This is a genomic window from Ruegeria sp. BC2, assembly GCF_056539245.1.
Genome location: NZ_JBQFUQ010000002.1, coordinates 449,323 through 474,147 on the forward strand (window position 1 = coordinate 449,323; position 24,825 = coordinate 474,147).

Below are 24,825 nucleotides of genomic sequence, written 5' to 3' on the forward strand. Positions count from 1 at the left end.
CTTGATTGGGCCGGTCCCTAGTGCGGGAAAGGCCAGAGTCTCAGTTTCTCCTTGGCGACGCGCCACAGCTGCGCCAGACCGTGCGGTTCGAGGATCAGGAACAGGATGATCAGCCCGCCCACGATCACCAGCTGCAGATGCGCGACGATATCGGTGGGCCAGCCCAGCATGTCCGCGCCCACGACCTTGAGCACCACCGGCAGCAGGACCAGGAAGGCCGCGCCGGCAAAGGATCCGAAGATCGAGCCCAGCCCGCCGATGATGACCATGAACAGCACCAGGAAGGATTTCTGGATGCCGAAGGCCTCGCCCACCTCGACCGCGCCCAGGTAGATGGCGAAGAACAGCGCGCCCGACACGCCCACGAAGAACGAGCTGACGGCAAAGGCGCTGAGCTTGGCGCGCAGCGGGTTCACACCGATGATTTCCGCTGCGATATCCATGTCGCGGATCGCCATCCAGGTGCGCCCGGTGGTGCCGCGGGTCAGGTTGCGGGCGATGATCGCGCAGGCGGTCAGGAAGATCAGGCAGAACAGATAGGTCGCCCAGGCCGGCGCGTTGGGGCCTGTGATGATGATGCCGAACACGTCACGTTCCGGCGCGTTGATCTGCCCCGAGGCCGAATAGTTGTAGAACCACGGCACCCGGTTGAACAGCCACACCAGGAAGAACTGTGCCGCCAGTGTCGCCACCGCCAGATAGAACCCCTTGATTCGCAGGCTGGGCAGGCCGAACAGCACGCCCACAATGGCGGTGATGCCGCCGGCCAGGATCACATGGATGAACATCGACACGTCGGGAAAGGCGGTCATCAGCTTGTAGCAGGCATAGGCGCCCACGGCCATGAACCCGCCGGTACCCAGGGAAACCTGCCCGCAATAGCCCACAAGAATGTTCAGCCCGATCGCCGCAATCGCATAGATCAGGAAGGGCAGTAGCAGCGCGTTGGCCCAATAGTCGTTGATGATGAACGGGATGATCCCGAACGCCACCGCCAGCACCACATAGTACCGATACCGGTCGAACTTGATCGGGAAAGTCTGGTTGTCGTCCCTGTAGGAGGTCTTGAAGTCTCCGGCCTCACGATAGAACATGTCTTACTTTCCCCATTGTTCCTGCGCCCGGTTGCGAGCTTCGGCGTCCAGTTGGTTGGACCGTTTGGCATATCCGCTCGCCTCCGAGGCGCGCACCAGTTTCATGTAGGCCAGAACACCCATCACCAGCCCGGCAAAGGCCAAAAGCGCGGCCACGGTCAGCTGATTGGCGGTCAGATCGTTCGAGGTCAGGGCGATGTACCCAAAGGCCCAGAACCCCGCCCACGCGATCACGTTGATGATGGCGATCAGCTTGGTCATGGCCTACACCCTCTCGATGATCTTCTCGCCGAACAGGCCCTGCGGCCGGAACACAAGGAAGATCAGCGCCAGAACATAGGCAAACCAGTTCTCGGTCGCGCCACCCACCAGCGGGCCCACGGCGAACTCGAACAGCTTCTCGCCCACGCCGATGATCAGCCCGCCGACGATGGCACCGGGGATCGAGGTAAACCCGCCCAGCATCAGCACCGGCAGCGCCTTGAGCGCGATCAGCGACAGCGAGAACTGCACGCCCGATTTGGTGCCCCACATGATGCCCGCGACCAGCGCCACGAACCCCGCCACCGACCAGACCATGATCCAGATGAAGTTCAGCGAGATGCCCACCGACAGCGCGGCCTGGTGGTCGTCGGCCACGGCCCGCATGGCGCGGCCCTGTTTGGTGTACTGGCTGAACGCGACCAATGCCGCCACCAGAAGCGCCGCGATGACCGTCGCCACGATGTCCAGGTTGTCGATGAAGAAGCCGTAGCCGAAGATGTTGTAGGTGGTCTCGTCGATCCACAGGTTGATGCCCTGCGGAAGACCCACGTCCAGCGTCTTGATCTCGGATCCCCACATCAGGTCGGCCACGCCTTCCAGGAAGTAGGCCAGACCGATGGTGGCCATGAACAGGATGATGGGCTCCTGCCCCACAAGGTGGCGCATGACAAAGCGCTGCACCGCCCAGGCAAGCAGGACCATCACGCCCATCGTCAGCAGAATGGCCAGCAGCGCCGGCACGTTCCAGCCGAAGTAGTGAATATGCGTGCCGAAGATCGCGTTGATCAGATGGGAGAACGGAACTTGCCCGTTCATGATCCCCACCAGCGTCATCGCCGCAAACAGGGCCATAACCCCCTGAGCATAATTGAAGATCCCCGACGCCTTGTAGATCAGCACAAAGCCCAGCGCGACCAGCGCATACAGCACCCCGGCCATGAGGCCGTTCAGAAAGACCTCCATCGCGAAAATCAACTGATCAGGCATCTGCGCCTCCCCTCAATTCTGTGCGGTGCTCAGTCATGGCTGACCCCCAGATAGGCGTCGATGACTTCCTGGTTGTTGCGCACCTCGTCGGGCGTGCCGTCCCCGATCTTCTTGCCGTAATCCATCACGACCACGCGGTCGCTCAGGTCCATCACCACGCCCATGTCATGCTCGATCAGGGCGATGGTCGTGCCGAACTCGTCGTTCACGTCCAGGATGAATCGGCTCATGTCCTCTTTTTCCTCGACGTTCATGCCGGCCATCGGCTCGTCCAGCAGCAGCAGCTTGGGTTCGGCGGCCAGCGCGCGGGCCAGTTCGACGCGTTTCTTCAGACCATAGGGCAGCCGCGCCACCGGCGTCTTGCGGATGTGCTGGATTTCCAGAAAGTCGATGATCTTTTCCACAGCCTCGCGGTTTTCAACCTCTTCCGCCTCGGCCTTGCCGCGCCATATCGCCTGCTGCAGGATGTTTGTCCTCATGAAGTTCAGGCGGCCGGTCATCACGTTGTCCAGAACGCTCATGCCTTCGAACAGGGCGATGTTCTGAAAGGTCCGCGCGATGCCGTGGCGGGCCACCTCATAGGGTTTCATCTGCGGGCGCTTTGCCCCGTGGAACCAGACCTCGCCCTCCTGCGGAATGTAGAAACCGGAAATCACGTTCAGCATCGAGGACTTGCCCGCGCCGTTCGGACCGATGATCGCGCGGATCTCGCCCTGGCGAATGTCGAACGAGATGTCCTTAATCGCCACCACGCCGCCGAACCGCAGGGTGATGTTCTTCATCTCCATCACCACGCCGCCGATCTTGCGGCCATCCTCGGTGACATATCCGTCGTCGGATGCATCCAGCATCGTCTACTCCTCAAACTGCGGGTGAACGGGACGGCGGGCGGGGCGATGGCCGCAGGCCGAGCGGCGCACGACCGGCCTCATTCCGCGGCCACCTTCTGATGCGACACCGGCACGACCGGCACGTCGACGATCTGCAGCGTGGCGCTGATCGACCCCTTGCGTCCGTCTTCATAGGTCACCTCGGTCGTGGTCGAGACCGTCTCGGACCCGTCATAGAGCGCGGCGATAATGTCGGCGTATTTGTCCTCGACGAACTTGCGGCGCACCTTTCGGGTGCGGGTGATCTCGCCATCGTCGGGGTCCAGTTCCTTGTGCAGCACCACGAACCGGTGCACTTGGCAGCCCGAAAGCATCTCGTCGGCGGCAACCGATTTGTTGACCTCTTCCACATGGCTGCGGATCGTCTCGAGCACCCGCGGATGGCCCGCCAGTTCCTGGTACGAGGCATAGGCGATGTTGTTGCGCTCGGCCCAGTTGCCCACCGCCGTCAGGTCGATGTTGATGAAGGCCACGCAGCGGTCACGTCCATTGCCGAACAGCACCGCCTCCAGGATGTCGGGATAAAACTTCAGCTTGTTCTCGACATATTTCGGCGCGAACATCGAACCGTCGGCCATCTTGCCCACGTCCTTGGCGCGGTCGATGATCCGCAGATGGCCGCTGCTTTCCTCGATGAACCCCGCGTCGCCCGTGGCCACCCAGCCCTCGGGGTCTTTGGTCGAGGCGGTGGATTCGGGGTTCTTGAAGTATTCAACGAACACGCCGGGCGAGCGATAGAAGATCTCGCCATTCTCGGCGATCTTGATCTCGACATCGGGGGCCGGAACGCCCACCGTGTCGGCGCGCACCTCGCCGTCGGGCTGGACGGTGATGAACACCGTCGCCTCGGTCTGACCATAAAGCTGCTTCAGGTTGATCCCCAGCGAGCGGTAGAAATCAAAAATCTCGGGCCCGATCGCCTCGCCCGCGGTGTATCCGACACGGAACCGGCCATAGCCCAGCGTATCTTTGAGCGGTCCGTAAACCAGGACATTTCCGATCGCGTATTTCAGGCGATCCATGAAACCGACCGGGTTGCCGTCCAGGATGCGCCCGCCGACCTTTTTGGCGTGATCCATGAAATAGCGGAACATCCGCTGCTTCATCGGGCTGGCATCCTCCATCCGGATCATCACGTTGGTCAGCTGGGTCTCAAACACGCGCGGCGGCGCGAAGAAGTAGGTCGGGCCGATCTCGCGCAGGTCGGTCATCATCGTGTCGGCGCTTTCGGGACAGTTCACGCAGAACCCGCACCAATAGGCCTGACCGACCGAAAAGATGAAATCGCCCACCCAAGCCATCGGCAGATAGGACAGGATATCCTCGTTCCGGGTCAGGTGGTCAAACTCGGCCGAGTTCTTTGCGCTCTCGATCACGTTGCGGTTCGACAGAACCACGCCCTTGGGCTTGCCCGTGGTGCCCGAGGTATAGAGCATCACGCAGGTGTCGTCATATGTGATCTCGGCGATGCGGCGGTCCAGTTCGGCATCGAACCGGTGATGCCCGGCGCGCCCCTCGGCCATGATGTCGCTCAGCGCGTTCATCTGGCTGTGGTCGTATTTCCGCATGCCGCGCTTGTCGGTGTAGAGGATGTGCTTGACCTGGTGCAGGTCCTGCTGGATCTCGATGACCTTGTCGACCTGCTCCTGATCGCCGCAGACCACGTATTTCGCGCCGCAGTGCTCCAGCACATAGGCCATCTCCTCGGCGACCGAGTCCTGATACAGCGGCACCGGCACCGCGCCCACCATCTGGGCCGCGACCATCGACCAGTAATGCGCCGGACGGTTGCGCCCGATCACGGCGATATGGTCGCCCTTTTCAACGCCGAGCTCCAGGAATCCCAGTGCCAGCGCACGGATCTCGGCGGCTGTTTCCGCCCAGGTCCAGCACTGCCAGATCCCGAATTCCTTTTCGCGGTAGGCCGGGGCATCCCCGAACTGCGTCGCATTGCGGTGTAGCAGCGCCGGAAGGGAGTGCATCCCTTCGGCGCCCGACTGCGTCTGAGCCAATTCTATCTCTCCTCCCCATCCGGCCCCGGTTTGGGCCGGAACGACGTCGCCGGGTCAGACCCGCGCGTCGCTGCCCCGATTAAGGACAAGGAGGACGATCAGCGTCAACTTTTTCGTGATGTTTTCCGGAATCTTACGAATTGTAACAGGGATGCCGGGGTGATGTTCCGATTTGTACGTCTTGTACAAACTGCGAAACAGCACGCTTCAAAAAAGAGCGGCGTGGGTTTGCATTCTGCTTCTACGCCGAAACGCTGAAGAGAATATGACAACGGTCGTATGTGCAGAGCGTAGTAAATGGCAGCTTCGAGCCCAAACCGGGTGTTCTTGCTACGTAGGATTACCTTCAGTTCAACGCTCTAAAAACTCTATACCCTGCGTCACCCTCTTCATCAGGTTTACCAGATGGTTTTACAGGCGATCCTGAGATAACCTTCAATAACTTCTTCGGCATCTTGAGGGTTAAGTTATGATCTCCAAACGCGTATTTTTGTCCAGCCTTGCATCGACCGCTGCGCTGGCGCTGGTGCCGGCGCGAGCCCGAGCTCAAGCTCCAGATGCAACGCTCTTCACGAACGTGCGTGTTTTTGACGGGATGTCTGATGAATTGACCGAACTCACGAACGTTCTTGTCGAAGGGGAAATGATCAAGGATGTCTCGCCCGTAGCTGATGCCGCGCCAGAGGTGCCGCGCTTCGATGGAGCTGGACGGACCTTGATGCCGGGGCTCCTCGACATGCATGTGCACCTCCAGTGGAACCAAGATCCTGCTGGCTTCCTGACAGCACGTCCAGATTACATTGCTGCATTGGCATTGAGCGAAAGTGAAGCCACCCTGATGCGTGGCTTTACCAGTGTCCGTGATACTGGTGGCGGCATTCTCGGTTTGGCGCGCGCCATAGACGAGGGCCTTCACCCCGGTCCGCGCATTCAGGCGTCAAACGCTGCGATTTCAATGACCGCCGGTCATGGCGACCTTCGGCCGCGATCCGTGCGTCCGAGAGCCTTCGGCGGGCCGCCGTTCACAGAAGCGGAGCGACTTGGGATCACACTTTTCGCAGACGGGGTACCTGAAGTTCTGGCGGCTGCACGCGAGCAGTTCCGGCAGGGTGCGCACTTCATCAAAGTCTTTTCAGGCGGCGCCGTGACTGGCCTCTACGACCCATTGGATATCAACGAGTATTCGCCGGCAGAACTCGAAGCGGCAGTAGAGGAGGCCAAACGTTGGAACACATACGCGACCTCGCACGCATACATGGACACATCGGTTCGGGCTGCCATTGAGGCAGGTTACCAATGTATTGAACACTGCAACCTCATGACGCCTGAGTCGATGGAGTTGGCCGTGGAAAAAGGGGTCTGGCTTTCAACCCAGGTTGGCTTTTTTGCAGCAGACATTCCAGCAGGGTTCACGCCAGCCCAGGCAGAGCGACAAAAGATGGCGTTTGATGGTCTCGACGCCATGCTTCGATTAGCGCGAGAATCTGGCGCTAAGATTGCACTCGGAACAGACTTCGTCGGATCGAGGCAAACGAAAGCAACGCAGTTGGAGGAATTGCAGCTCAGGACGCCATGGTTCAGCAACGCCGAGATTTTGCGGCAGGCAACAGGTCTGAATGGTCAGCTTTGGGACTTGACCGGCCCGCGTAATCCCTACCAGGCTGGTCCAGTCGGTGTCATTCAACCCGGAGCCTACGCCGATATTCTGCTCGTGGACGGAGACCCGATTGCTGACCTTACGGTCATGGCCTCTGCGGACAACTTCGATGTGATTATGAAGAACGGCAAAGCGCACAAAAACAATCTGGCCTGAGAAATTTTCTAAGGGTCAAGATAGGCACTGGGGTTGCATGCGAATGACCGAAGAGTCCGCATACAAGACATCCAGACCTATCAACTCGAACGTCCCTGGCTTTGCGCTCTACAACCAATCCCGCAAAATCGGGATCAGTGGCACATCTGCCGCCGGCATCGGATAGTTGCGCAGCTCGTTCGCGCGCACCCATTTCAGCGCCTGACCCTCTTTCGACTGCGGGATGCCCTGCCACTTGCGACAGGCAAACAACGGCATCAGCAGGTGGAAATCGTCATAGCTGTGGCTGGCAAAGGTCAGCGGCGCCAGACACGAGGCCCAGGTGTCGATGCCAAGTTCCTCGTGCAATTCGCGGATCAGGGCGGCCTCGGGGGTTTCGCCCGGCTCGATCTTGCCGCCGGGGAATTCCCACAGCCCGGCCATGGCCTTGCCTTCCGGGCGCTGCGCCAGCAACACCCGCCCATCCACGTCGATCAAGGCGACGGCAGAGACGAGCACCGTTTTCATGGTCGCAATCCCGGACGCAAAACCGGGCTCCACTTCTGCTGGAATTGCTCTGATGTCACGACCGGTAATCCGCGTTGATCTCGATGTATCGGTGGGTCAGATCGCAGGTCCAGACAGTGGCCTTGCCCTCGCCCAGCCCCAGATCGACCGCGATCACCAGTTCCTGGCCCATCATGTAGGCGGCGGCGTCTTCCTCGCGATAGGTCGGGCTGACCCAGCCTTTTTCGGCCACGAGGATATCGCCGAAGGAAATGCTGAGCGTGTCGCGATCGGCCGCCGCGCCGGATTTGCCGATAGCCATGACGACCCGGCCCCAGTTCGGATCCTCGCCCGCGATGGCGGTCTTGACCAGCGGTGAATTGGCGATGGCTATGCCGTGGACTTTGGCATCGGCGTCCGAGGCGGCGCCGGTCACGCGGATCTCGACGAATTTGGTGGCGCCTTCGCCGTCCTTCACCACCTGATGCGCCAGATCCAGCATCACCGATTCCAGCGCCCGCGCGAAATCGGCATTGCCGGTGGCATCCGCGCCCGACGCGCCGGTCGCGCACAGCAGCAGGCTGTCCGAGGTCGAGGTGTCGCTGTCCACGGTGATGCAGTTGAAGGTCCGGTCGGTCTGCTCGGACAGCATCCGTTGCAGCGCTGATTGGTCAACCTTCGCATCGGTGAAGATATAGACCAGCATCGTCGCCATGTCGGGTGCGATCATGCCCGACCCTTTGGCAATCCCCGCAATAGAGACTGTTTTGCCGTCAATCTCGACCTGCGCGCTGGCGCCTTTGGGGAAGGTGTCGGTGGTCATGATCGCCCGCGCGGCCTCTTCCAACGCGTCGGCGCGCAGGCCGGCGGTCAGTTCGTCCAGCCGGGCCACGATCCGGTCATGCGGCAGCGGCTCGCCGATCACCCCGGTGGACGAGGTGAACACGCGGTTCTGCGCCACCCCGGTCGCCTGCGCCACGGCTGCGGTGATCTGCTCGACCGAGGCCCGCCCGTACTGCCCGGTAAAGGCATTGGCATTGCCCGAGTTCACCAGGATCGCCGCCGGCCCGTCGCTGGGCCCGCCGATCTTGTCCTGGCAATCCAGCACCGGCGCCGCACGGGTGGCCGAGCGGGTGAACACACCGGCCACCGCGGTGCCCGGATCGAGCACCGCCAGCATCACGTCGGTGCGGCCGTGATACCGCACCCCGGCGGCGACGGTGGCAAATCGCACACCGTCGATGACCGGCAGATCAGGAAAGGCCGCAGGGGCCAGCGGAGACACCTTTGTGATCTTGGCCACTGGGGTTTACTCCTGAACCAGGTCCAGCTTGCGGACCACGTCCGGGGTCAGGCCCTCGACCTCGGGGCGCTCGACGTTGCCCGCCTGGGTCAGCTCGTCGATCTTGGCCTGAATGGCCTCCTGACGAACGGACTGGGCCAGTTCATCCCGCACCGCCGCAAACTCGGGCGCTTCGGATTTGCGTTTGTCGTTCAGGACCACGACATGCCAACCGAACTGGGTCTGCACCGGGTCCGAGACCTGACCTTTTTCCAGCCCGATCACGGCCTGTTCGAATTCGGGCACCATCTGGCCCTTGCCGAACCAGCCCAGCGCGCCGCCATTGGGACCGGACGGGCCGGTTGATTTCTCTTTGGCCAGCTCGGCAAAATCGGCCCCGTCATCCAGTTGCGCCTTGATCTCCTTGGCCTCGTCCTCGGTCGCAACAAGGATGTGGCTGGCGTTGAACTCGTCCTCGCCCTGGAAGTCCGCGAACTGCGCGTCATAGGCGGCCTGGATCGCGTCGTCGGTCACCTGGGCATCGGTGATCTGGTTCACCGTCTGCACCGCCTTCAGCGAGCGCTCTTCGTTGGTCAGCATCAGCGCGTTCAGGCGGGTCAGCTCGTCCTGCTCCTGGCTGAGCAATTGTTGCTGGATCAGCTGCTCGACGATGAACTGGTACAGGACCTCGTCTTCCAACTGCTGATATTGCGGCGGCAGGCCAGCCGCAGTGGCAATCACGTGACCCAAAGTGATCTCGTCGCCGTTGACGCGCGCCACAACCGTATCGGCAGAGGGTTCGGTTTCAGCGGCGACAGGCAGGGCCATCATGGCCGCAAGAGCCAGCGATGGCAGAAAAGTGAGACCTTTGGGCATGAATTCATCCTATATTCTGGCCGCGACAGGGCGTGGCGTTGACACTCTGGAACCTGCCGCTTACATCGCTTGCAGCCTTTGACAGGACCATCTTTTCCTCCCAGCTATCTATGGGTTGCGCGCAAGGTGGGCAAGCCTGTCGCAACCAAGACAAGAAAAGATCCGCTGGAGTGAACATGCTGGGACTCGGTACGCTTGCCAAAAAGGTGTTCGGAACACCGAACGACCGCAAGATCAAGGCAACCCGCCCGCTGGTCGAAAAGATCAACGCGCTGGAGCCGGAGTTCGAAAAACTCTCGGATGACGATCTGAAAGCCAAGACCGAAGAGCTGCGCAAGCGGGCCAACGAGGGCGAGGGCCTGGATGACCTGCTGCCCGAGGCTTTCGCCAACGTTCGTGAGGGCGCCAAGCGCGCGCTGGGTCTGCGGGCCTTTGACGTGCAGCTCATGGGCGGCATCTTCCTGCATCAGGGCAACATTGCCGAGATGAAGACCGGCGAAGGCAAGACCCTGGTCGCCACTTTCCCCGCCTATCTGAACGCACTGACCGGAAAGGGCGTGCATGTCGTCACGGTCAACGAGTATCTGGCAAAGCGTGACGCCGAATGGATGAGCAACGTGTTCGGCGCGTTGGGTATGACCACCGGCGTGATCTGGTCGGGCCAGCCCGATGCCGAGAAAAAAGCGGCCTATGACTGTGACATCACCTATGCCACCAACAACGAGCTGGGCTTCGACTATCTGCGCGACAACATGAAGGCGGATCTGAACGAGGTCTACCAGAAGCACCACAATTTCGCGATCGTGGACGAGGTCGACTCGATTCTGATCGACGAGGCGCGCACGCCGCTGATCATCTCGGGTCCATCTCAGGACCGGTCCGATCTGTACACGGCCATTGACGGTCTGATCCCGTCCCTGCAGGACGATCACTATACGATCGACGAGAAGTCCCGCAGCGTGACCTTCACCGATGAAGGCAACGAGTTCCTTGAAGAGCAGCTGCACGCCAGTGGCCTGCTGCCCGAGGGCCAGTCGCTGTACGACCCTGAAAGCACCACGGTGGTGCACCACGTCAACCAGGGCCTGCGTGCGCACAAGCTGTTCCAGCGGGACAAGGACTACATCGTACGCGACGGCAACGTGGTTCTGATCGACGAATTCACCGGGCGCATGATGCCGGGCCGCCGTCTGTCCGAAGGCCTGCACCAAGCGATCGAAGCCAAGGAAGGCGCGCCGATCCAGCCCGAAAACGTGACTTTGGCCAGCGTGACTTTCCAGAACTATTTCCGCCTCTATGACAAGCTGGCCGGCATGACCGGTACCGCCCTGACCGAGGCCGAGGAATTCGCCGAAATCTACGGCCTCGGCGTGGTTGAAGTGCCGACCAACAAGCCGATCGCCCGTGTCGATGAGGATGATCAGGTCTATCGCACCGCGGCCGAGAAATACGCGGCCATGATCGAAGAGATCAAGAAGGCCAACGCCAAGGGCCAGCCGGTTCTGGTGGGCACCACCTCGATCGAGAAGTCCGAGATGCTCAGCGAGATGCTGACCAAGGAAGGCATCAAGCACAACGTCCTGAACGCCCGCCAGCACGAGCAGGAGGCCCAGATCGTGGCCGAGGCCGGACGTCTGGGCGCGGTAACCATCGCCACCAACATGGCCGGCCGCGGCACCGACATCCAGCTGGGCGGCAACGTTGAAATGAGCGTCATGCAGGCGCTGGCCGAAAACCCCGACGCCGACCCGGCAGAACTGCGCGCCCGGGAAGAGGCGCGTCATGCCGAAGAAAAGCAAAAGGTGCTGGAGGCCGGCGGTCTGTTCGTTCTGGCCTCGGAACGCCACGAAAGCCGCCGCATCGACAACCAGCTGCGCGGCCGCTCGGGCCGTCAGGGCGACCCGGGCCGCACCGTGTTCTTCCTCAGCCTGGAAGACGACCTGATGCGCATCTTCGGCTCGGAACGGCTGGACAAGGTTCTGACCACCCTGGGCATGAAAGAAGGCGAAGCGATCGTCCACCCTTGGGTGAACAAGTCGCTGGAACGCGCGCAGGCCAAGGTCGAAGGCCGCAACTTCGACATGCGCAAGAACGTTCTCAAGTTCGACGACGTGATGAACGATCAGCGCAAGGTGATCTTCAACCAGCGACGCGAAATCATGTCGACCGACGATCTGTCCGAAATCGTTTCGGACATGCGCGAACAGGTCATCGACGATCTGATCGACCAGTACATGCCGCCCAAAACCTATGCCGATCAGTGGGACACCGACGGGCTGCACGCGGCCCTCAAGGAAAAGCTGAACATTGATGTTCCGGTGCAAGAGTGGGCAGCCGAGGATGGGGTCGACGACGACGTGGTTCGCGAGCGCCTGATCAAGGCCACCGACGAGATGATGGCCCAGAAGGCCGCCGCCTTCGGCCCCGAGAACATGCGCAACATCGAAAAGCAGGTGCTGCTGCAGACCATCGACAGCAAGTGGCGCGAGCACTTGCTGACCCTGGAACATCTGCGCTCGGTCGTGGGCTTCCGCGGCTACGCCCAGCGCGATCCGCTGAACGAATACAAGACCGAAAGCTTCCAGCTGTTCGAGAACATGCTCGACAGCCTGCGCGAAACGGTTACCCAGCAACTGGCCCGCGTCCGCCCGCTGACTGAAGAAGAGCAGCGCGAGATGCTGGCACAGATGCAGGCGCAGCAGGCCCAGATCAAGAAAGCCGCCGAACAGGCCGAAGCGGTGGCCGAGGCGCAGGCCTCGGGCGATGCGCGGCCCGGCTTTGTCGAGGACGACCCGTCAACCTGGGGTAATCCGTCGCGCAACGATCCCTGCCCCTGCGGGTCCGGCAAGAAGTTCAAGCACTGCCATGGTCGGCTTGCCTGATCCGGTCAGATTCCCGACATAATGAGTCCGCGTCGCGGCCACATATTGGCCGCGATTGTTAAGCACTCTCCGACTCGCTCCTTCAACTGGGGAGGGTGTCTTGTTTGTAATACGGAACTACGTGACCACAGGTGGCACGGTCGCATGCGCCTTGGCCATCGGCTACCTGATGCAGAACGGACCGGCCTCGCAGCCGGACGTGCAGGAAACACGTCAAGCGATGATCCAGCCGTCTGGAGAAGGCACCGTGATTGCCGGGTTGGAAGGTATCGTTCTGACTTCGGCGACGCCGAATGCGTCCACGGCCCCCGAACCCTCGGCCAAGGTTCCGCCCCGGGCTGAGCCTGCCGTTCCTCAGGCGCAGGTCAACTGCGATCTCCGGGCCCGCGCAATGGCGGCTCCCAACGCGACAGCACGTTTGACCCTGAAGGCCCCCTGCAACCCCGATGAAACCGTCGAGCTGCACCACAGCGGCATGACGTTCAGCGCCCGAACCGACAAGGACGGCCGACTGGACCTGTCCATTCCCGCCCTGTCGGAATATGCCATTTTCCTGATCTCGTTCAAAAACCAGCGCGGCACTGTCGCCACCACTCACATTCCTGATTTTTCAGACTATGACCGGGTTGCGCTGCAATGGATGGGGGACACCGAATTGCAACTGCACGCGTTGGAGTTCGGTGCATCCTATGGCGAGGCCGGGCATGTCTGGTCGAACGCCGGCAGCTCCGGCACCGGGCAGGTTGTCCACTTCGGCATGGCCGGCGAGCGCAATGTCGAGATCTATTCGATCCCCCGCAACCTGGCCGAGGCAAATGGCACCGTCGCCCTGAGCGTCGAAGCCGAAGTGACGCCCCGAAATTGTGGGCAGGACCTGGATCTGCAAGCGCTCAAGTTGCTGGACGATCAAGGGCTGCGGTCGCGAGAGCTGTCGATCACCCTGCCGGCCTGCGACAGCGGACAGGACTTTCTGGTGTTGAATAATCTGTTCCAAGACCTGACAATCGCCGCAAAGTAACGGCAGGCAGGTCTACAGGTCTTTATGAAGTATCTTCACGCGACGATGACGGTGTTGTCGTTGATGGCTGGCGCTTCAGGCGCCCTCGCTCAGGACATCACGCTGACCTCGCATGACGGCAAGGTCGAGATCACCGGGAACCTGTTGGGGTTTGATGGTGAGTTCTACCGTGTGGACACCCAGTTCGGCGAACTGACGGTGGATGGATCCGGCGTTACCTGCGACGGTCCGGCTTGCCCAAGCCTGATCGACTTTGTGGCCGAAGTGCACTTCTCTGGCGCATCGGTGATGGCCGAATCCCTACTTCCGGCGTTGATCGAAGGCTTTGCGCAACGAGAACACCTGAACGTGCTAAGCGAAGGCACAGACCCTGCGCAGCTTGTCTTTGCCCTGACGCAGCCGGATCGGACCGCACCTTTGGCGCGGTTTTTCCTGCGCGTTTCGGACACCGACCGCGGTCTTGCCGATCTGACCGCCGATCAGGCAGACATCGCTTTGGCGATGCGCGAAATCCGCCCGCAGGAGTCGGCGGCGGCGCAAGAAAACGGTCTGGGCGACCTGTCCCGACCGCGCCGGTCGCGGGTGGTGGCGCTTGGCGCACTGGTGCCAGTGGTCTCATTGGACAATCCGATCCGGCAGATCTCGGTTTCGGACCTGGCGCGGGTCCTAAATGGCGAGGTCGCCAACTGGGCACAGCTCGGTGGCCCGGATGCCCCCATCGCCGTTCATCTGCCGGATGTGACAACCGGTGTTGGTCAGGCCGTGCAAGACCAGGTGATGCAGCCAGCCGGTGTGCAGGCGCATGAGGACGTGATCCGCCACACCCGCAGCGCGGAACTGGCAGCAGCGGTTGCGCGCGATCCGTTCGCACTTGGTATCGTCAGCCACGCTGACCCGCAAAACGTGCGCAGTCTGCCGCTGGCCGGCGGATGCGGTCACGCATTGCGCGCCACGCGCGACGCCATCAAGACCGAGGACTATCCGCTGACCCTGCCGATGTTCCTGTATCTTCCGCAGCGGCGCCTGCCGAAGATCGCCCGCCAGTTTCTGGCCTATGTCCAAAGCCCCGAGGCACAGATGGTCATCCGCGAAGCCGGTTTCGTCGACCAGTCCCACGAACTGGTACGTCTTGGGCTTCAGGGCGACCGGTTGGCCAACGCCATCACCTCGGGTGGGTCCGAGGTGGGTCTGGAAGAACTGCAACGGATGATCGAAACTTTGCGCCCGCTGTCGCGCCTGTCAGTGTCTTTCCGGTTCGAGCCGGGATCGTCGCGGCCAGACGCGCAGTCGCGATCGAACATCCTGCAAATGGCGCAGGCGCTTGAATCGGGCCAGTATGACGGGCGCAAACTGGTCTTCGTCGGTTTCAGTGACGGGGACGGTGCCGCGGAAACCAATGCCCGCATCGCCTTGCGGCGCGCACAAACCGTGCGCAACGCGATCCTAGCCGCGATCGAGACCGCAGTCCCCGAAACCGTCGAGATCGCCGTCGAAGGTTTTGGTGAAGCCATGCCAATGGCCTGCGACGACACGGAATGGGGCCGCAAGGCCAACCGCCGGGTCGAAGTCTGGGTGCGCTAGCGGTCAGAGATAACCTTCCGAGCGGAAGCTCAGTTCGGTCGATTTTCCGATGATCAGGTGGTCGTGCAAGGTCAGCCCCAGTGCGGCGCAGGCATCGTTGATGCGGTTGGTCATGTCGATATCCGATTGCGACGGGGTTGGATCACCCGACGGATGATTGTGCACCAGAATCAGCGCCGAAGCGTTCAACTCCAGCGCGCGTTTGGCAACCTCACGCGGGTAGACTGGCACGTGATCGACGGTGCCCTTGGCCTGCTCCTCATCCGCGATCAGCACGTTCTTGCGGTCCAGGAAGAACACGCGGAACTGCTCGATCTCGCGATGCGCCATGGTAGTGTGGCAATAATCCAGCAACGCGTCCCAGCTGGAGATCACGTGCCGCTGCATCACCCGGGCGCGGGCCATGCGATGGGCGCAGGCCTCGAGGATCTTGAGGTCGGTGATGACCGTATCGCCCACGCCCTTGATCTGACGCAGGCGTTCCACCGGGGCGGTCAGCACCCGGTTGAAATCGCCGAACGCGTCCAGCAGCCGCCGCGCCAGCGGCTTCACGTCCTGCCGGGGGATCGAGCGGAACAGCACCAGTTCCAGCAGCTCGTAGTCCGGCATCGCCCCGGCGCCGCCCGACATGAACCGTTCACGCAGGCGCTTGCGGTGGTCCTTGATATACGAGGGCAGCCGACCCGTGGGCAGCGGCGTCACCGGCGCTTCGTCACTTTCGAACAGCGATGGGGCTTCGGCAAAAGCGTCCTTGGTCATGCGCCCATGATTGCCCCAGAATCGGTTTCCGAATGGTTAACGCGCCTCACCGGCCATGCGGGCCGTGGCGCGGCGCACGGCCAGATGCAGCAGGATCGAGAACACCCCCAGCGTCAGCATCGCAGCGAACATCAGGTCGGTCTTGGCGCGACCATTGGCCAGCAGCATCAGGTATCCCAGCCCCTGCGACGAGCCGACCCATTCGCCGATCACCGCCCCGATCGGGGCATAGACCGCCGCCAGCCGCATCCCCGAAGCCAGCGAGGGTAGCGCCGCCGGGATGCAGATATGCCACAACACGCTGCGCGGGCTGGCCTGCATGGTGCGGGCCAAGTCCAGATAGCCGGACGGCGTGCGCATCAGCCCGTCGAAAAACGACGAGGTGATGGGGAAATAGATGATCAGCACCGCCATCGCGACCTTGGACCACAGCCCATAGCCCAGCCACAGGGTCAGCAACGGTGCCAACGCAAAGACCGGCAGCGCCTGGGTGAACACCAGCATCGGCTGCACCAGCACTCGCGCAGCGCGGGAATTGGCTAGCTGCAGCGCGGTGACGACGCCCAGCACGGTGCCGCAGGCCAAACCGATCAGCACCTCGATGGCGGTGATCCAGGTGTGTTCGGCGATCAGCCAGCGGTTCTGCCACCAGGTCTCGGCCACCAATGCCGGGCCGGGCAGGATGAATTTCGGCAGGCCGGTCAGGGTGACGATCGCTTGCCAGAGGACCAGCGCAAACAGCGTCGCGGCAAGGGCCGAGAGCGTCTTCATGCCACCTCCTCGCGCAGCAGTTTCAGCAGCGCGCCCTGCGTCTCCAGCGTTTCCAGATCGTCCACCTTCCGCGGCACCGGCGCGTGAGGCGGTTGGCATGGGGTCAGGCCGTGTCGCGTCATCACCATGATCGACTGGCCCAGACGCGCGGCCTCGGCCGGGTCATGGGTAACCAGCAGGACGGTCCGCCCCTGCAAAGCCTCGGCAGCCAGATCCTGCATGTCGGCGCGGGTGCGCGCATCCAGCGCCGAGAACGGCTCGTCCAGCAGGATGATCGGCTTGTCTTCCATCAGGGTCCGGGCCAATGCCACCCGCTGACGCTGCCCGCCCGACAGTTCCGAGGGCTTCTTGGCCATGTGATCCTGCAGCCGCATCCGTTCGATCAACCGGGCGCGGCGGTCCTGATCGACCCGTTCGCCGCGCAGGCGCGCGCCCAGCGCCACGTTCTGCGCGACCGTGGCCCAGGGCAGCAGCAGATCGTCCTGCGCCATGTAGGCCACGCGCTCGGCCACCGGCAGCCCGTCGCTGGCGCGGATCTCGCCGGTGAACTCGGCCCCCGTCGCCAACCCGGCGATCAGGCGCAGAACCGTGGTTTTCCCTACCCCCGATCCGCCCAGCAGGCAGGTCCATTGCCCGGCCTTCAGCGACAGGGTCAGCGGCGCGAACAGAGGCGCGCCGTCGATACTAGCCTGTCCGCTGATGGTCAGATCGGGGGGCGGGGTCATGGGGTCAGACCCATCTGCCAGAAATTGACCTCGAGCTCGGTCGCGGTGCGGAAGGTCTGGCACAGGCGATCCCAACGCGGTGTGGTACGAAAATCCGCCCCAAGTCGCCTTGTTAGAGCCGAATCCAGCAGTTCACCCACAGCCTGACAGGCTTCCTGATATTCACTGCTGGAATAGGCGTCGATCCAGTCGCGATAGGTGTCCGAGGCGGCCTCGGCCGCCAGCCGGGTGCCGATTTCCCCGTATCCCATCACGCAGGGCGCCAGCGCCGCCAGCAGGTCCAGCAGATCACCGCTGTAACCGGCCTCGAGCACATAGCGGGTATAGGCCAGGTTCTCGGGGCGTTCGGGCGTGGCGAACAGCTCGTCCTGGCTGATGCCCTCGGCCTCGCAAATGCCGATATGCAACTTCATCTCTTCGCTGATCAGCCCGTTCACCGTACGCGACGCGGCCAGCATCTCGGCATGAGTTTCCGATTTCACCACCGCCAGCGCCCAAGCGCGCGAGAAATGGATCAGGAACACGTAATCCTGCCGCAGGTAATGCAGAAACGCCGCGCGCGGCAGGGTGCCGTCCTTCAGCCCCTCGACAAAGGCGTGGCGGGTATAGTCCCGCCACGGCCCCTGCGCCGCATCGCGCATCAGTGCGAAGGCTTTGCCATAGTCGCTCATTGCGCGGTCACGTCGATGGTGATGTCGCTGACCGGGTTGATGCTGTCGATCATGCCGGAGTCTTTCAGAAAGGCCTCGAACCGGGCATAGCGGCCGGCATCAAAGCCCGCCGGGCGCAGCGCGAAACGCGGCAGCGTGTCGACCCAGGCGCGGGCGTTCAGCTCGTCCTGCAGCTCGGGCGAGGTGGCGGCGAAGATCTCCCAGCTTTTTTCCGGGTTGTTCACGATATACTGCGTGGCCTTCTCGGTTGCGGCCAGAAAGCGGGCAATCATGTCCTTGTCCATCGTTTCGGGGTTGGCCACATAGATCAGCTCGTCATAGGGCGGCACGCCTTCTTCCTCGATGTAGAAGCAGCGGCCCGGAACGCCTTCGATGTCCATCTGGTTCAGCTCGAAATTGCGGAAGGCGCCGATCACGGCGTCCACCTGCCCCGTCATCAGCGATGGCGACAGCGAGAAGTTGACGTTGATCATCTCGATATCGTCCAGCGACACGCCATGCGCATTCAGCATAGCGGTCAGGATCGCCTCTTCGACGCCGGCGACCGAAAAGCCGATCTTCTTGCCCTTGAGGTCGGCCAGCGTTTTGATCGGGCCGTCCTCCAGCACCAACAGGCAGTTCAGCGGTGTGGCGACCAGCGTGCCGACCCGCTTCAGCGGCAGGCCTTCGTGGATCTGGAGATGCAGCTGCGGCTGGTAGGACACGGCCAGATCGGCCTGACCGGCGGCCACGAGGCGCGGTGGGGCCGACGGGTCGGCGGGCGGGACGATTTCGACCTCAAGCCCCTGTTCGGCGAAATAGCCTTTTTCCTGCGCCACGATGATCGGCCCGTGGTCGGGGTTCACGAACCAGTCCAGCAGGACGGTCATCTTGTCCTGCGCCCAGGCGGGCGCGGCGGCCAGCAGGGCAATGGCGGTGATCAGCTTCTTCATGGTTTGCGTTTCCTTTTGCTTCACGACGTTGCGGCGGCGACCAGAACGATCCGGCCGGGCCAATGGGGGCGGAGTTCCTCGGCCGCGCGCCAGGCGCGTAGCCCGGTGGCACAGCAGAGAGCCAGCGTTTTGTCTTTGTTAGGGTCTGTTTTCAGCGCGTCGACCGTCAGGCGGCGGACGTTGGGGTGGATCGGCTGAGGGGCTTCATCGACGCTACGCAGATCGACGATCAGGTCGTCCGGGGTCAGCTGCGCGGGCGCGACAAAGTGGAAATGGCTGTCGGGCTCCGGCGCGGTGTCAAAGCGGAATCCGCTGCTGGAGCAGGTACGGCCATCCACCTGCACCATCTGGCCCAATGGCGAGGGATCGAGGCCCAGGATCACGCCCAGCGCCATCTGCGCCTGCATCGCACCGATCATGCTCACGACCGGGCCCAGAACGCCTGCGGTGGCGCAACTGGCGCCACTGTCTGGCGCGTCGGGGAACACCGCCCGCAGCGACGGCGCGCCCCCGCAGAACCCGCCGACATAACCCGACAAGCCCAGAGCCGAGGCGCTGATCAGCGGTTTGCCTTGCGCCAGGCAGACATCCGACAGTGTATAGCTGGCCGCATAGCTGTCGGCGCAGTCCAGAACCAGATCGGCTTCGGCCACCAGATCAGCGGCATTGGCAGGTGTCAGAGAATGTTTCTGCGGCTCGACAGCGATCTCACTGTTCAGCGCCCGGCAGCGTTCGGCGGCGGCTTCGGCCTTGGGGCGGCCGCAATCGGATTCGGTGAACAGCGTCTGGCGGTGCAGATTCGACAGATCCACCGTATCGGGATCGACGATGGTCAGATGCCCCACCCCGGCCCCGGCCAGCAGCGGCAGTGCGGGCGCGGCCAGCCCCCCGGCGCCCACCACCAGAACCCGCGCGCGGGCAAGGCGGTTCTGCCCTTCGGCCCCGACCTCGGGCAGGATCATCTGGCGGGCGTAGCGGCTCATCGCGTGACCTCGATCCACTGCCGCACCCGCGCTTCGGGGTTGGGGTTAAGGGTAATGTCGGTGACGGCCGAGACGATGTCGGCGCCGGCCTGAAACACTCCCGGTGCGCGCTCGACGCTCATGCCACCAATGCCGACCAGAGGGATGTCGCCCACGCGCCGTTTCCACTCGGTCACGCGCGGCAGGCCCTGTTGGTGCCATTTCATCTTTTTCAGAATGGTCGGATAGACCGGCCCCAGTGCCACATAGTTCGGGTCCATCGACAGCACGCGCTCAAGCTCGTCATCGTCGTGGGTGGACACGCCCAGCTTCAGCCCAGCCTTGCGGATGGCGGGCAGGTCGGCGTCGTCCAGATCCTCCTGCCCCAGATGAATCCAGTCACATCCCGCGTCGATGGCGGCCTGCCAATAGTCGTTCACCACCAGCACCGCGCCATGGTCGCGGCACAGCGCCTGCGCGGTGGCGATTTCCGCGCGCACCACCGGGTCGGGCTGGTCCTTGATGCGCAGCTGCACCAGTTTCACGCCCAGAGGCAGCATCCGCCGCAGCCAGTCGGTATGATCGAAGATCGGATAGAAGCGGTCTAGCGTCATGACAGAAAGGCCTTTCCGATCACCGGGGTCGAGGGTTCGGCCATGTCGCGCGGCTCGATCGGGTCGGCCTGATGCGCCAGTTGCCCGGCCTGCACCGCCAGCGCCATGGCCTGCGCCATCGCCACCGGATCGCCCGCGCGGGCGACCGCGGTGTTCAGCAGAACCGCGTCATAGCCCAGCTCCATCGCGTGGGCGGCGTGGCTGGGCAGGCCGATGCCCGCATCCACCACCAGCGGCACGTCGGGAAACTCGGCCCGCATCGCGCGCAGGGCGTATTCGTTGTTCAGGCCCCGCCCCGACCCGATCGGCGCGCCCCAGGGCATCAGCACCTGGCACCCGGCGGCCAGCAGGCGTTCGGCCACGATCAGGTCTTCGGTGGTGTAGGGGAACACCTGAAACCCTTCGTCGGTCAGAATGCGCGCGGCCTCGACCAGTTGGAACACGTCGGGCTGCAGGCTGTCGGTGTGGCCGATCAGTTCCAGCTTGATCCACGGCGTGTCGAACACCTCGCGCGCCATGTGGGCGGTGGTGACGGCTTCTTTGACCGTGTGGCAGCCGGCGGTATTGGGCAGGATCAGCACGCCCAGATCGCGGATCATCGACCAGAAGGCCTGACCGGCCCCGCCCGCGCCCTCGCGCCGCAGCGAGACGGTGGCCACGCCTGCGCCGCTGGCCCGGAACGCCTGTTCCAGGATCGCCGGGCTGGGATATTGCGCGGTGCCCAGCATCAGCGGGTTAGGCAGTTCGGTGCCGTAAAACGTCTTCATCTTCATCCCCCCTGCATCGGTGCGACGACCTCGACCCGGTCGCCCTCGGCCAGTTTGTGCGCAATGCGCAGGCTGGAGGGCACGAATTCCTCGTTCACCGCTGTGGCGACGCGGCCGGAAAAGCCACATTCCGCCAGCAGCTCGCCAAGGGTTTCGGCGCGCACCTCGCGCGGCGCGCCGTTAAGCACGATCTTCATCGACCATCTCCGAATGTGTGTTGTTCAGCGCCAGATCGGCCACGCCCCGGGCCAGCGCCGGGGCCAGCAGGTAGCCGTGGCGATACAACCCGTTGGCATAGATCGTCCGCCCCAGCCGGCGGATCCGCGGCAGGTTGTCGGGAAAGGCCGGGCGCAGATCGACCCCGATTTCCAGCACCTCGGCCTCGCCGAAGGCCGGGTTCAGCGCATAGGCCGCGCTGAGCAGTTCCAGCATCGAGCGCGCGGTGATCCGGCTGCTGTCCTCGGATTCGATCATCGTGGCGCCCAGCATGTAGATGCCCTCGCCCCGCGGTACGACATAGAGCGGCATCCGGGGATGCAACAGCCGCACGGGCCGGGTCAGCGTCACGTCGGGGCAGCGGATCACCAGCATTTCCCCCTTCACGCCGCGCAGGTCGTGCAGGATGTCGCGTGCGTGCAAGCCCCGGCAATCGATGGCGTTGTCCAGCCGCGACGGGGCCAGCTTGCGGTGGAATTCGACCCCTTTGTCCTGCAGGCCGCGATAGAGGTCCTGCAATGCCCGGCGAGGGTCCAGATGGGCCTCGTCGGCGAAGAACAGGCCTTGGGAAAACCCGTGCAGATCAGGCTCTAATTTGGCGATTTTCGCTTGATCGACCTGCGTGAATCCCTCGGTCCGGCGGGCAAAGCGGCGCAGGTCGGGCAGGTCGCGCGTGTTGGCCACGACCAGCGTTCCCTGCCGCGCGACCGGGGTGCGGGCCGCCCACCAGTCGATCGCCTGCTGCCCCAGCCTCAGCACCGGTTCCTCGGCATTTTCATATTCGCACCACGGCGCCAGCATGCCGCCGGCCCACCAGGAACACCCATGCGCACCGGGCGGCCCGCCCGGATCGAACACCTGTACCTGCGCGCCCCGCGCCACCAGTTCCGAGGCCACGGCCAAGCCGGCGACGCCGGCACCTATGACCGACCAGACCGTCACGCCGGCCATACCCGGTGGAAGTGATGTACCGGCCCGTGGCCCGAGCCGACCTGCAGCTCGTCCGCGCGGGTGATCGCGCCTTGCAGGTAGTCATGCGCCTGCGCCACCGCATCGACCAGAGGCAGCCCCTTGGCCAGACCGGCCGCGACGGCCGAGGACAGGGTGCATCCGGTGCCGTGGGTGTTGCGCGTGTCCTGACGGGGCGCGGTAAATTCACCGATGACGCCGTTCTGATCGATCAGCAGATCATGGCAGGTATCGCCCTTGCCGTGTCCGCCTTTCATCAGGACGGCCCCAGCCCCCAGGGTGCACAGGTCATGGCCCTGCGCGACCATCTCCTCGGGCGTTTCGGCGACCAGCCGGTCCAGCAGAGAGGCGGCCTCGGGCAGGTTCGGGGTCAGGACGGTGGCGCGGGGCAGCAGCACCTCGCGCAACGTTTGCACCGCCTCGCGCGCCAGCAGGGCATCGCCCGATTTGGCGATCATCACCGGGTCCAGCACGATGGGCCCGGCAAAGCCGGACAGGGCGTCGGCGACAGTCTGGATGATCTCGGGCGTGGCCAACATGCCGATCTTGACCGCGCGCACGTCCAGATCGGACAGAACCGCGTCGATCTGCGCGGCGATCACGTCCAGCGGGATACCATGCACAGCGGTGACCGCCTGCGTGTTCTGGGCGGTGACCGCGGTGATGACACTGGCACCGAACACACCCAGCGCCGACATCGCTTTGAGATCGGCCTGAATACCGGCCCCTCCGCCGCTGTCGGATCCTGCGATGGTCAAAGCGATATGCGCCATGTCGCTCCCTTCTTGCATGTGGGGCAACGCGGGCATGGAAAACGTCTGAGTGTTTTAGACCGTTCCCTCCGCCGGTATTGCCCGGATCAGGTTCGATGGGTTGGCTCGCGCCTCTCAGCCCCGGCTCCGGGGCACCCCAACGGTTGGCGCGGACATTCTCAAGGCTGAGGCCGAGAATCAAGGGCCAATTCCGCGCAGTTTCCGGCCAAACTGGACTTAGAAAACAAAAAAGCCGGCGATGATACGCCGGCCTTTCGGTCTCTGGAACGCTGGGATCAGCTTTGCATTCTCTCCCAGAAGGATTTGACGGATGAGAAAAAGCTTTTCGATTCCGGGTGGTTGTCCTCTCCCAAATCGTCGAACTCCTGCAGCAGCTCTTTTTGCCGCGCGGTCAGGTTGACCGGAGTCTCGACTGCAAGCTCGATGAACATGTCACCGATACCGCCGCCCCGCAGCGCAGGCATACCTTTGCCGCGCAGGCGCATCTGCCGGCCCGACTGGCTGCCGGCCGGAATCTGCACCCGGCCGCGGCCACCGTCGATGGTGGGCACTTCGATCGAGCCGCCCAGCGCCGCCTTCGCCATGCTGACAGGCACGCGGCAATACAGGTTCGGGCCATCCCGCTCGAACAGCTTGTGCGGAGTCACCTCGACAAAGATGTACAAATCACCCGGAGGACCGCCGCGCATCCCGGCCTCGCCCTCGCCCGCCAAACGGATGCGGGTGCCGGTTTCGACGCCTGCCGGAATGTTGACCGACAGCGCGCGTTCCTTCTCGACCCGGCCCGAGCCATGGCAGGATTTGCAGGGGTTTTTGATGATTTGCCCCAGGCCCGCACAGGTCGGGCAGCTGCGCTCGACAGTGAAAAAGCCCTGTTGTGCGCGCACCTTGCCCATGCCGGAACAGGTCGGGCAGGTGGTTGGTTCAACTCCGCCCTCGGCGCCGGTGCCCTCGCAGGACGAACAGGCCACCGCGGTCGGCACGTTGATGGTTTTCTGCAGCCCGGAATAGGCCTCTTCCAGCGAAACCCTCAGGTTGTAGCGCAGGTCCGAGCCGCGAGCGGCACGGCGACCGCCGCCGCCACGCTGTCCACCCATGAAATCGCCGAACAGGTCATCGAACACATCGGAAAACGCGCTGGAGAAATCGCCCGATCCAAAGCCGCCACCACGCTGGCCGCCGCCCATGCCATTTTCGAACGCAGCATGGCCGAACCGGTCATACGCGGCCTTTTTGTCAGCGTCGCGCAGAACGTCATAGGCCTCGTTGGCCTCTTTGAACAGGGCCTCGGCATCCGGGTTGTCTTTGTTGCGATCGGGGTGCAGCTCTTTCGCCTTCCGGCGAAAAGCCTTTTTGATCTCATCCGCCGAAGCACCCTTGGACACGCCGAGCACTTCGTAATAGTCGCGTTTTGACATCGGTATTTCCTTCTGCCTCAACGTAAACGGGCCGGCCCGGCATCCGGACCGGCCCGAATTGGC

At 63.2% G+C, this 24,825-nt stretch carries 24 protein-coding genes and 1 riboswitch; of the genes, 4 read left to right on the forward strand and 20 right to left on the reverse strand.

What is annotated here, in order from left to right:
• Positions 1–17: 17 nt before the first annotated feature.
• The 5 genes from ACR0CU_RS12535 to ACR0CU_RS12555 all read right to left on the reverse strand — a co-directional run bounded on the left by ACR0CU_RS12535 (position 18) and on the right by ACR0CU_RS12555 (position 5,217).
• The gene (locus ACR0CU_RS12535; protein ID WP_005979938.1) at positions 18–1,094 is read right to left on the reverse strand and encodes a branched-chain amino acid ABC transporter permease; all 1,077 of its coding nucleotides are present in this window, start codon (positions 1,092–1,094) and stop codon (positions 18–20) included.
• Between the two features lie 3 nt (positions 1,095–1,097).
• Positions 1,098–1,355, reverse strand: coding sequence for a hypothetical protein (locus ACR0CU_RS12540; protein WP_170340767.1), 258 nt, complete (start codon positions 1,353–1,355; stop codon positions 1,098–1,100).
• A 3-nt stretch (positions 1,356–1,358) separates the two neighbouring features.
• Entirely contained in the window at positions 1,359–2,345 is a 987-nt protein-coding gene (locus ACR0CU_RS12545) for a branched-chain amino acid ABC transporter permease (RefSeq protein WP_170340766.1), read from the reverse strand.
• Between the two features lie 29 nt (positions 2,346–2,374).
• On the reverse strand, positions 2,375–3,196 hold the full coding sequence (locus ACR0CU_RS12550) for an ABC transporter ATP-binding protein (RefSeq protein ID WP_170447281.1): 822 nt from the start codon (positions 3,194–3,196) through the stop codon (positions 2,375–2,377).
• 77 nt (positions 3,197–3,273) lie between these two features.
• Positions 3,274–5,217: an AMP-binding protein gene (locus tag ACR0CU_RS12555; protein WP_170447825.1), complete on the reverse strand. Its 1,944-nt coding sequence runs from the start codon at positions 5,215–5,217 to the stop codon at positions 3,274–3,276.
• 499 nt (positions 5,218–5,716) lie between these two features.
• Here ACR0CU_RS12555 and ACR0CU_RS12560 point away from each other — a divergent pair, with 499 nt between their 5' ends.
• Positions 5,717–7,060 (forward strand): metal-dependent hydrolase family protein, encoded by a 1,344-nt coding sequence (locus ACR0CU_RS12560; protein WP_170343546.1) that lies wholly within the window; start codon positions 5,717–5,719, stop codon positions 7,058–7,060.
• A gap of 108 nt (positions 7,061–7,168) precedes the next feature.
• Here the strand turns inward: ACR0CU_RS12560 and mutT are convergent, their stop codons facing one another.
• The 3 genes from mutT to ACR0CU_RS12575 are packed head-to-tail and all read right to left on the reverse strand — an operon-like array spanning position 7,169 to position 9,704.
• Complete coding sequence (gene mutT / locus ACR0CU_RS12565; protein ID WP_170340762.1) at positions 7,169–7,567, reverse strand: 8-oxo-dGTP diphosphatase MutT; 399 nt, start codon at positions 7,565–7,567, stop codon at positions 7,169–7,171.
• Positions 7,568–7,622: 55 nt separating this feature from the next.
• The gene (gene argJ / locus ACR0CU_RS12570; protein ID WP_480643144.1) at positions 7,623–8,849 is read right to left on the reverse strand and encodes a bifunctional glutamate N-acetyltransferase/amino-acid acetyltransferase ArgJ; all 1,227 of its coding nucleotides are present in this window, start codon (positions 8,847–8,849) and stop codon (positions 7,623–7,625) included.
• A 6-nt stretch (positions 8,850–8,855) separates the two neighbouring features.
• Positions 8,856–9,704, reverse strand: a complete 849-nt coding sequence (locus ACR0CU_RS12575; RefSeq protein WP_170447277.1) for a peptidylprolyl isomerase — start codon at positions 9,702–9,704, stop codon at positions 8,856–8,858.
• A 176-nt stretch (positions 9,705–9,880) separates the two neighbouring features.
• On the opposite strand from ACR0CU_RS12575, the gene secA reads away from it, so the two are divergent.
• From secA to ACR0CU_RS12590, 3 genes are all read left to right on the forward strand, one after another.
• Complete coding sequence (gene secA, locus ACR0CU_RS12580) at positions 9,881–12,586, forward strand: preprotein translocase subunit SecA (protein WP_170447275.1); 2,706 nt, start codon at positions 9,881–9,883, stop codon at positions 12,584–12,586.
• 100 nt (positions 12,587–12,686) lie between these two features.
• Positions 12,687–13,604, forward strand: a complete 918-nt coding sequence (locus ACR0CU_RS12585; RefSeq protein WP_170447273.1) for a hypothetical protein — start codon at positions 12,687–12,689, stop codon at positions 13,602–13,604.
• Positions 13,605–13,628: 24 nt separating this feature from the next.
• A complete protein-coding gene (locus tag ACR0CU_RS12590) occupies positions 13,629–15,185 on the forward strand; it encodes a phosphate ABC transporter substrate-binding/OmpA family protein (protein WP_170447271.1) in 1,557 nt (518 codons plus the stop codon).
• Positions 15,186–15,188: 3 nt separating this feature from the next.
• Here ACR0CU_RS12590 and radC read toward each other — a convergent pair whose 3' ends face one another.
• From radC to dnaJ, 12 genes are all read right to left on the reverse strand, one after another.
• Positions 15,189–15,944, reverse strand: a complete 756-nt coding sequence (gene radC, locus ACR0CU_RS12595) for a RadC family protein (protein WP_170370367.1) — start codon at positions 15,942–15,944, stop codon at positions 15,189–15,191.
• 36 nt (positions 15,945–15,980) lie between these two features.
• Positions 15,981–16,715, reverse strand: coding sequence for an ABC transporter permease (locus tag ACR0CU_RS12600; RefSeq protein ID WP_170447269.1), 735 nt, complete (start codon positions 16,713–16,715; stop codon positions 15,981–15,983).
• Positions 16,712–17,440 (reverse strand): ABC transporter ATP-binding protein, encoded by a 729-nt coding sequence (locus tag ACR0CU_RS12605; protein ID WP_170361166.1) that lies wholly within the window; start codon positions 17,438–17,440, stop codon positions 16,712–16,714. The genes ACR0CU_RS12600 and ACR0CU_RS12605 overlap by 4 nt, the downstream gene beginning before the upstream one ends.
• Positions 17,437–18,111: a thiaminase II gene (gene tenA, locus ACR0CU_RS12610; RefSeq protein ID WP_170447267.1), complete on the reverse strand. Its 675-nt coding sequence runs from the start codon at positions 18,109–18,111 to the stop codon at positions 17,437–17,439. Before tenA ends, ACR0CU_RS12605 begins: the two co-directional genes overlap by 4 nt.
• Entirely contained in the window at positions 18,108–19,043 is a 936-nt protein-coding gene (locus ACR0CU_RS12615) for an ABC transporter substrate-binding protein (RefSeq protein ID WP_170447265.1), read from the reverse strand. The genes tenA and ACR0CU_RS12615 overlap by 4 nt, the downstream gene beginning before the upstream one ends.
• A gap of 20 nt (positions 19,044–19,063) precedes the next feature.
• Positions 19,064–20,026, reverse strand: coding sequence for a ThiF family adenylyltransferase (locus ACR0CU_RS12620; RefSeq protein WP_170447263.1), 963 nt, complete (start codon positions 20,024–20,026; stop codon positions 19,064–19,066).
• Complete coding sequence (locus ACR0CU_RS12625) at positions 20,023–20,619, reverse strand: thiamine phosphate synthase (RefSeq protein WP_170447261.1); 597 nt, start codon at positions 20,617–20,619, stop codon at positions 20,023–20,025. The genes ACR0CU_RS12620 and ACR0CU_RS12625 overlap by 4 nt, the downstream gene beginning before the upstream one ends.
• Positions 20,616–21,386 carry a thiazole synthase gene (locus ACR0CU_RS12630; RefSeq protein WP_170447259.1) on the reverse strand — a complete coding sequence of 257 codons (771 nt, stop codon included), beginning with the start codon at positions 21,384–21,386 and terminating at the stop codon, positions 20,616–20,618. Before ACR0CU_RS12630 ends, ACR0CU_RS12625 begins: the two co-directional genes overlap by 4 nt.
• 2 nt (positions 21,387–21,388) lie before the next feature.
• A complete protein-coding gene (gene thiS, locus ACR0CU_RS12635; RefSeq protein WP_170364407.1) occupies positions 21,389–21,583 on the reverse strand; it encodes a sulfur carrier protein ThiS in 195 nt (64 codons plus the stop codon).
• Positions 21,567–22,544, reverse strand: a complete 978-nt coding sequence (locus ACR0CU_RS12640; RefSeq protein WP_170447823.1) for an FAD-dependent oxidoreductase — start codon at positions 22,542–22,544, stop codon at positions 21,567–21,569. Before ACR0CU_RS12640 ends, thiS begins: the two co-directional genes overlap by 17 nt.
• On the reverse strand, positions 22,541–23,344 hold the full coding sequence (thiD, locus tag ACR0CU_RS12645) for a bifunctional hydroxymethylpyrimidine kinase/phosphomethylpyrimidine kinase (protein ID WP_170447257.1): 804 nt from the start codon (positions 23,342–23,344) through the stop codon (positions 22,541–22,543). The genes ACR0CU_RS12640 and thiD overlap by 4 nt, the downstream gene beginning before the upstream one ends.
• A gap of 46 nt (positions 23,345–23,390) precedes the next feature.
• Positions 23,391–23,493: riboswitch (TPP riboswitch) on the reverse strand.
• Between the two features lie 126 nt (positions 23,494–23,619).
• A complete protein-coding gene (dnaJ, locus tag ACR0CU_RS12650; protein WP_170361153.1) occupies positions 23,620–24,762 on the reverse strand; it encodes a molecular chaperone DnaJ in 1,143 nt (380 codons plus the stop codon).
• Between the last annotated feature and the right edge of the window lie 63 nt (positions 24,763–24,825).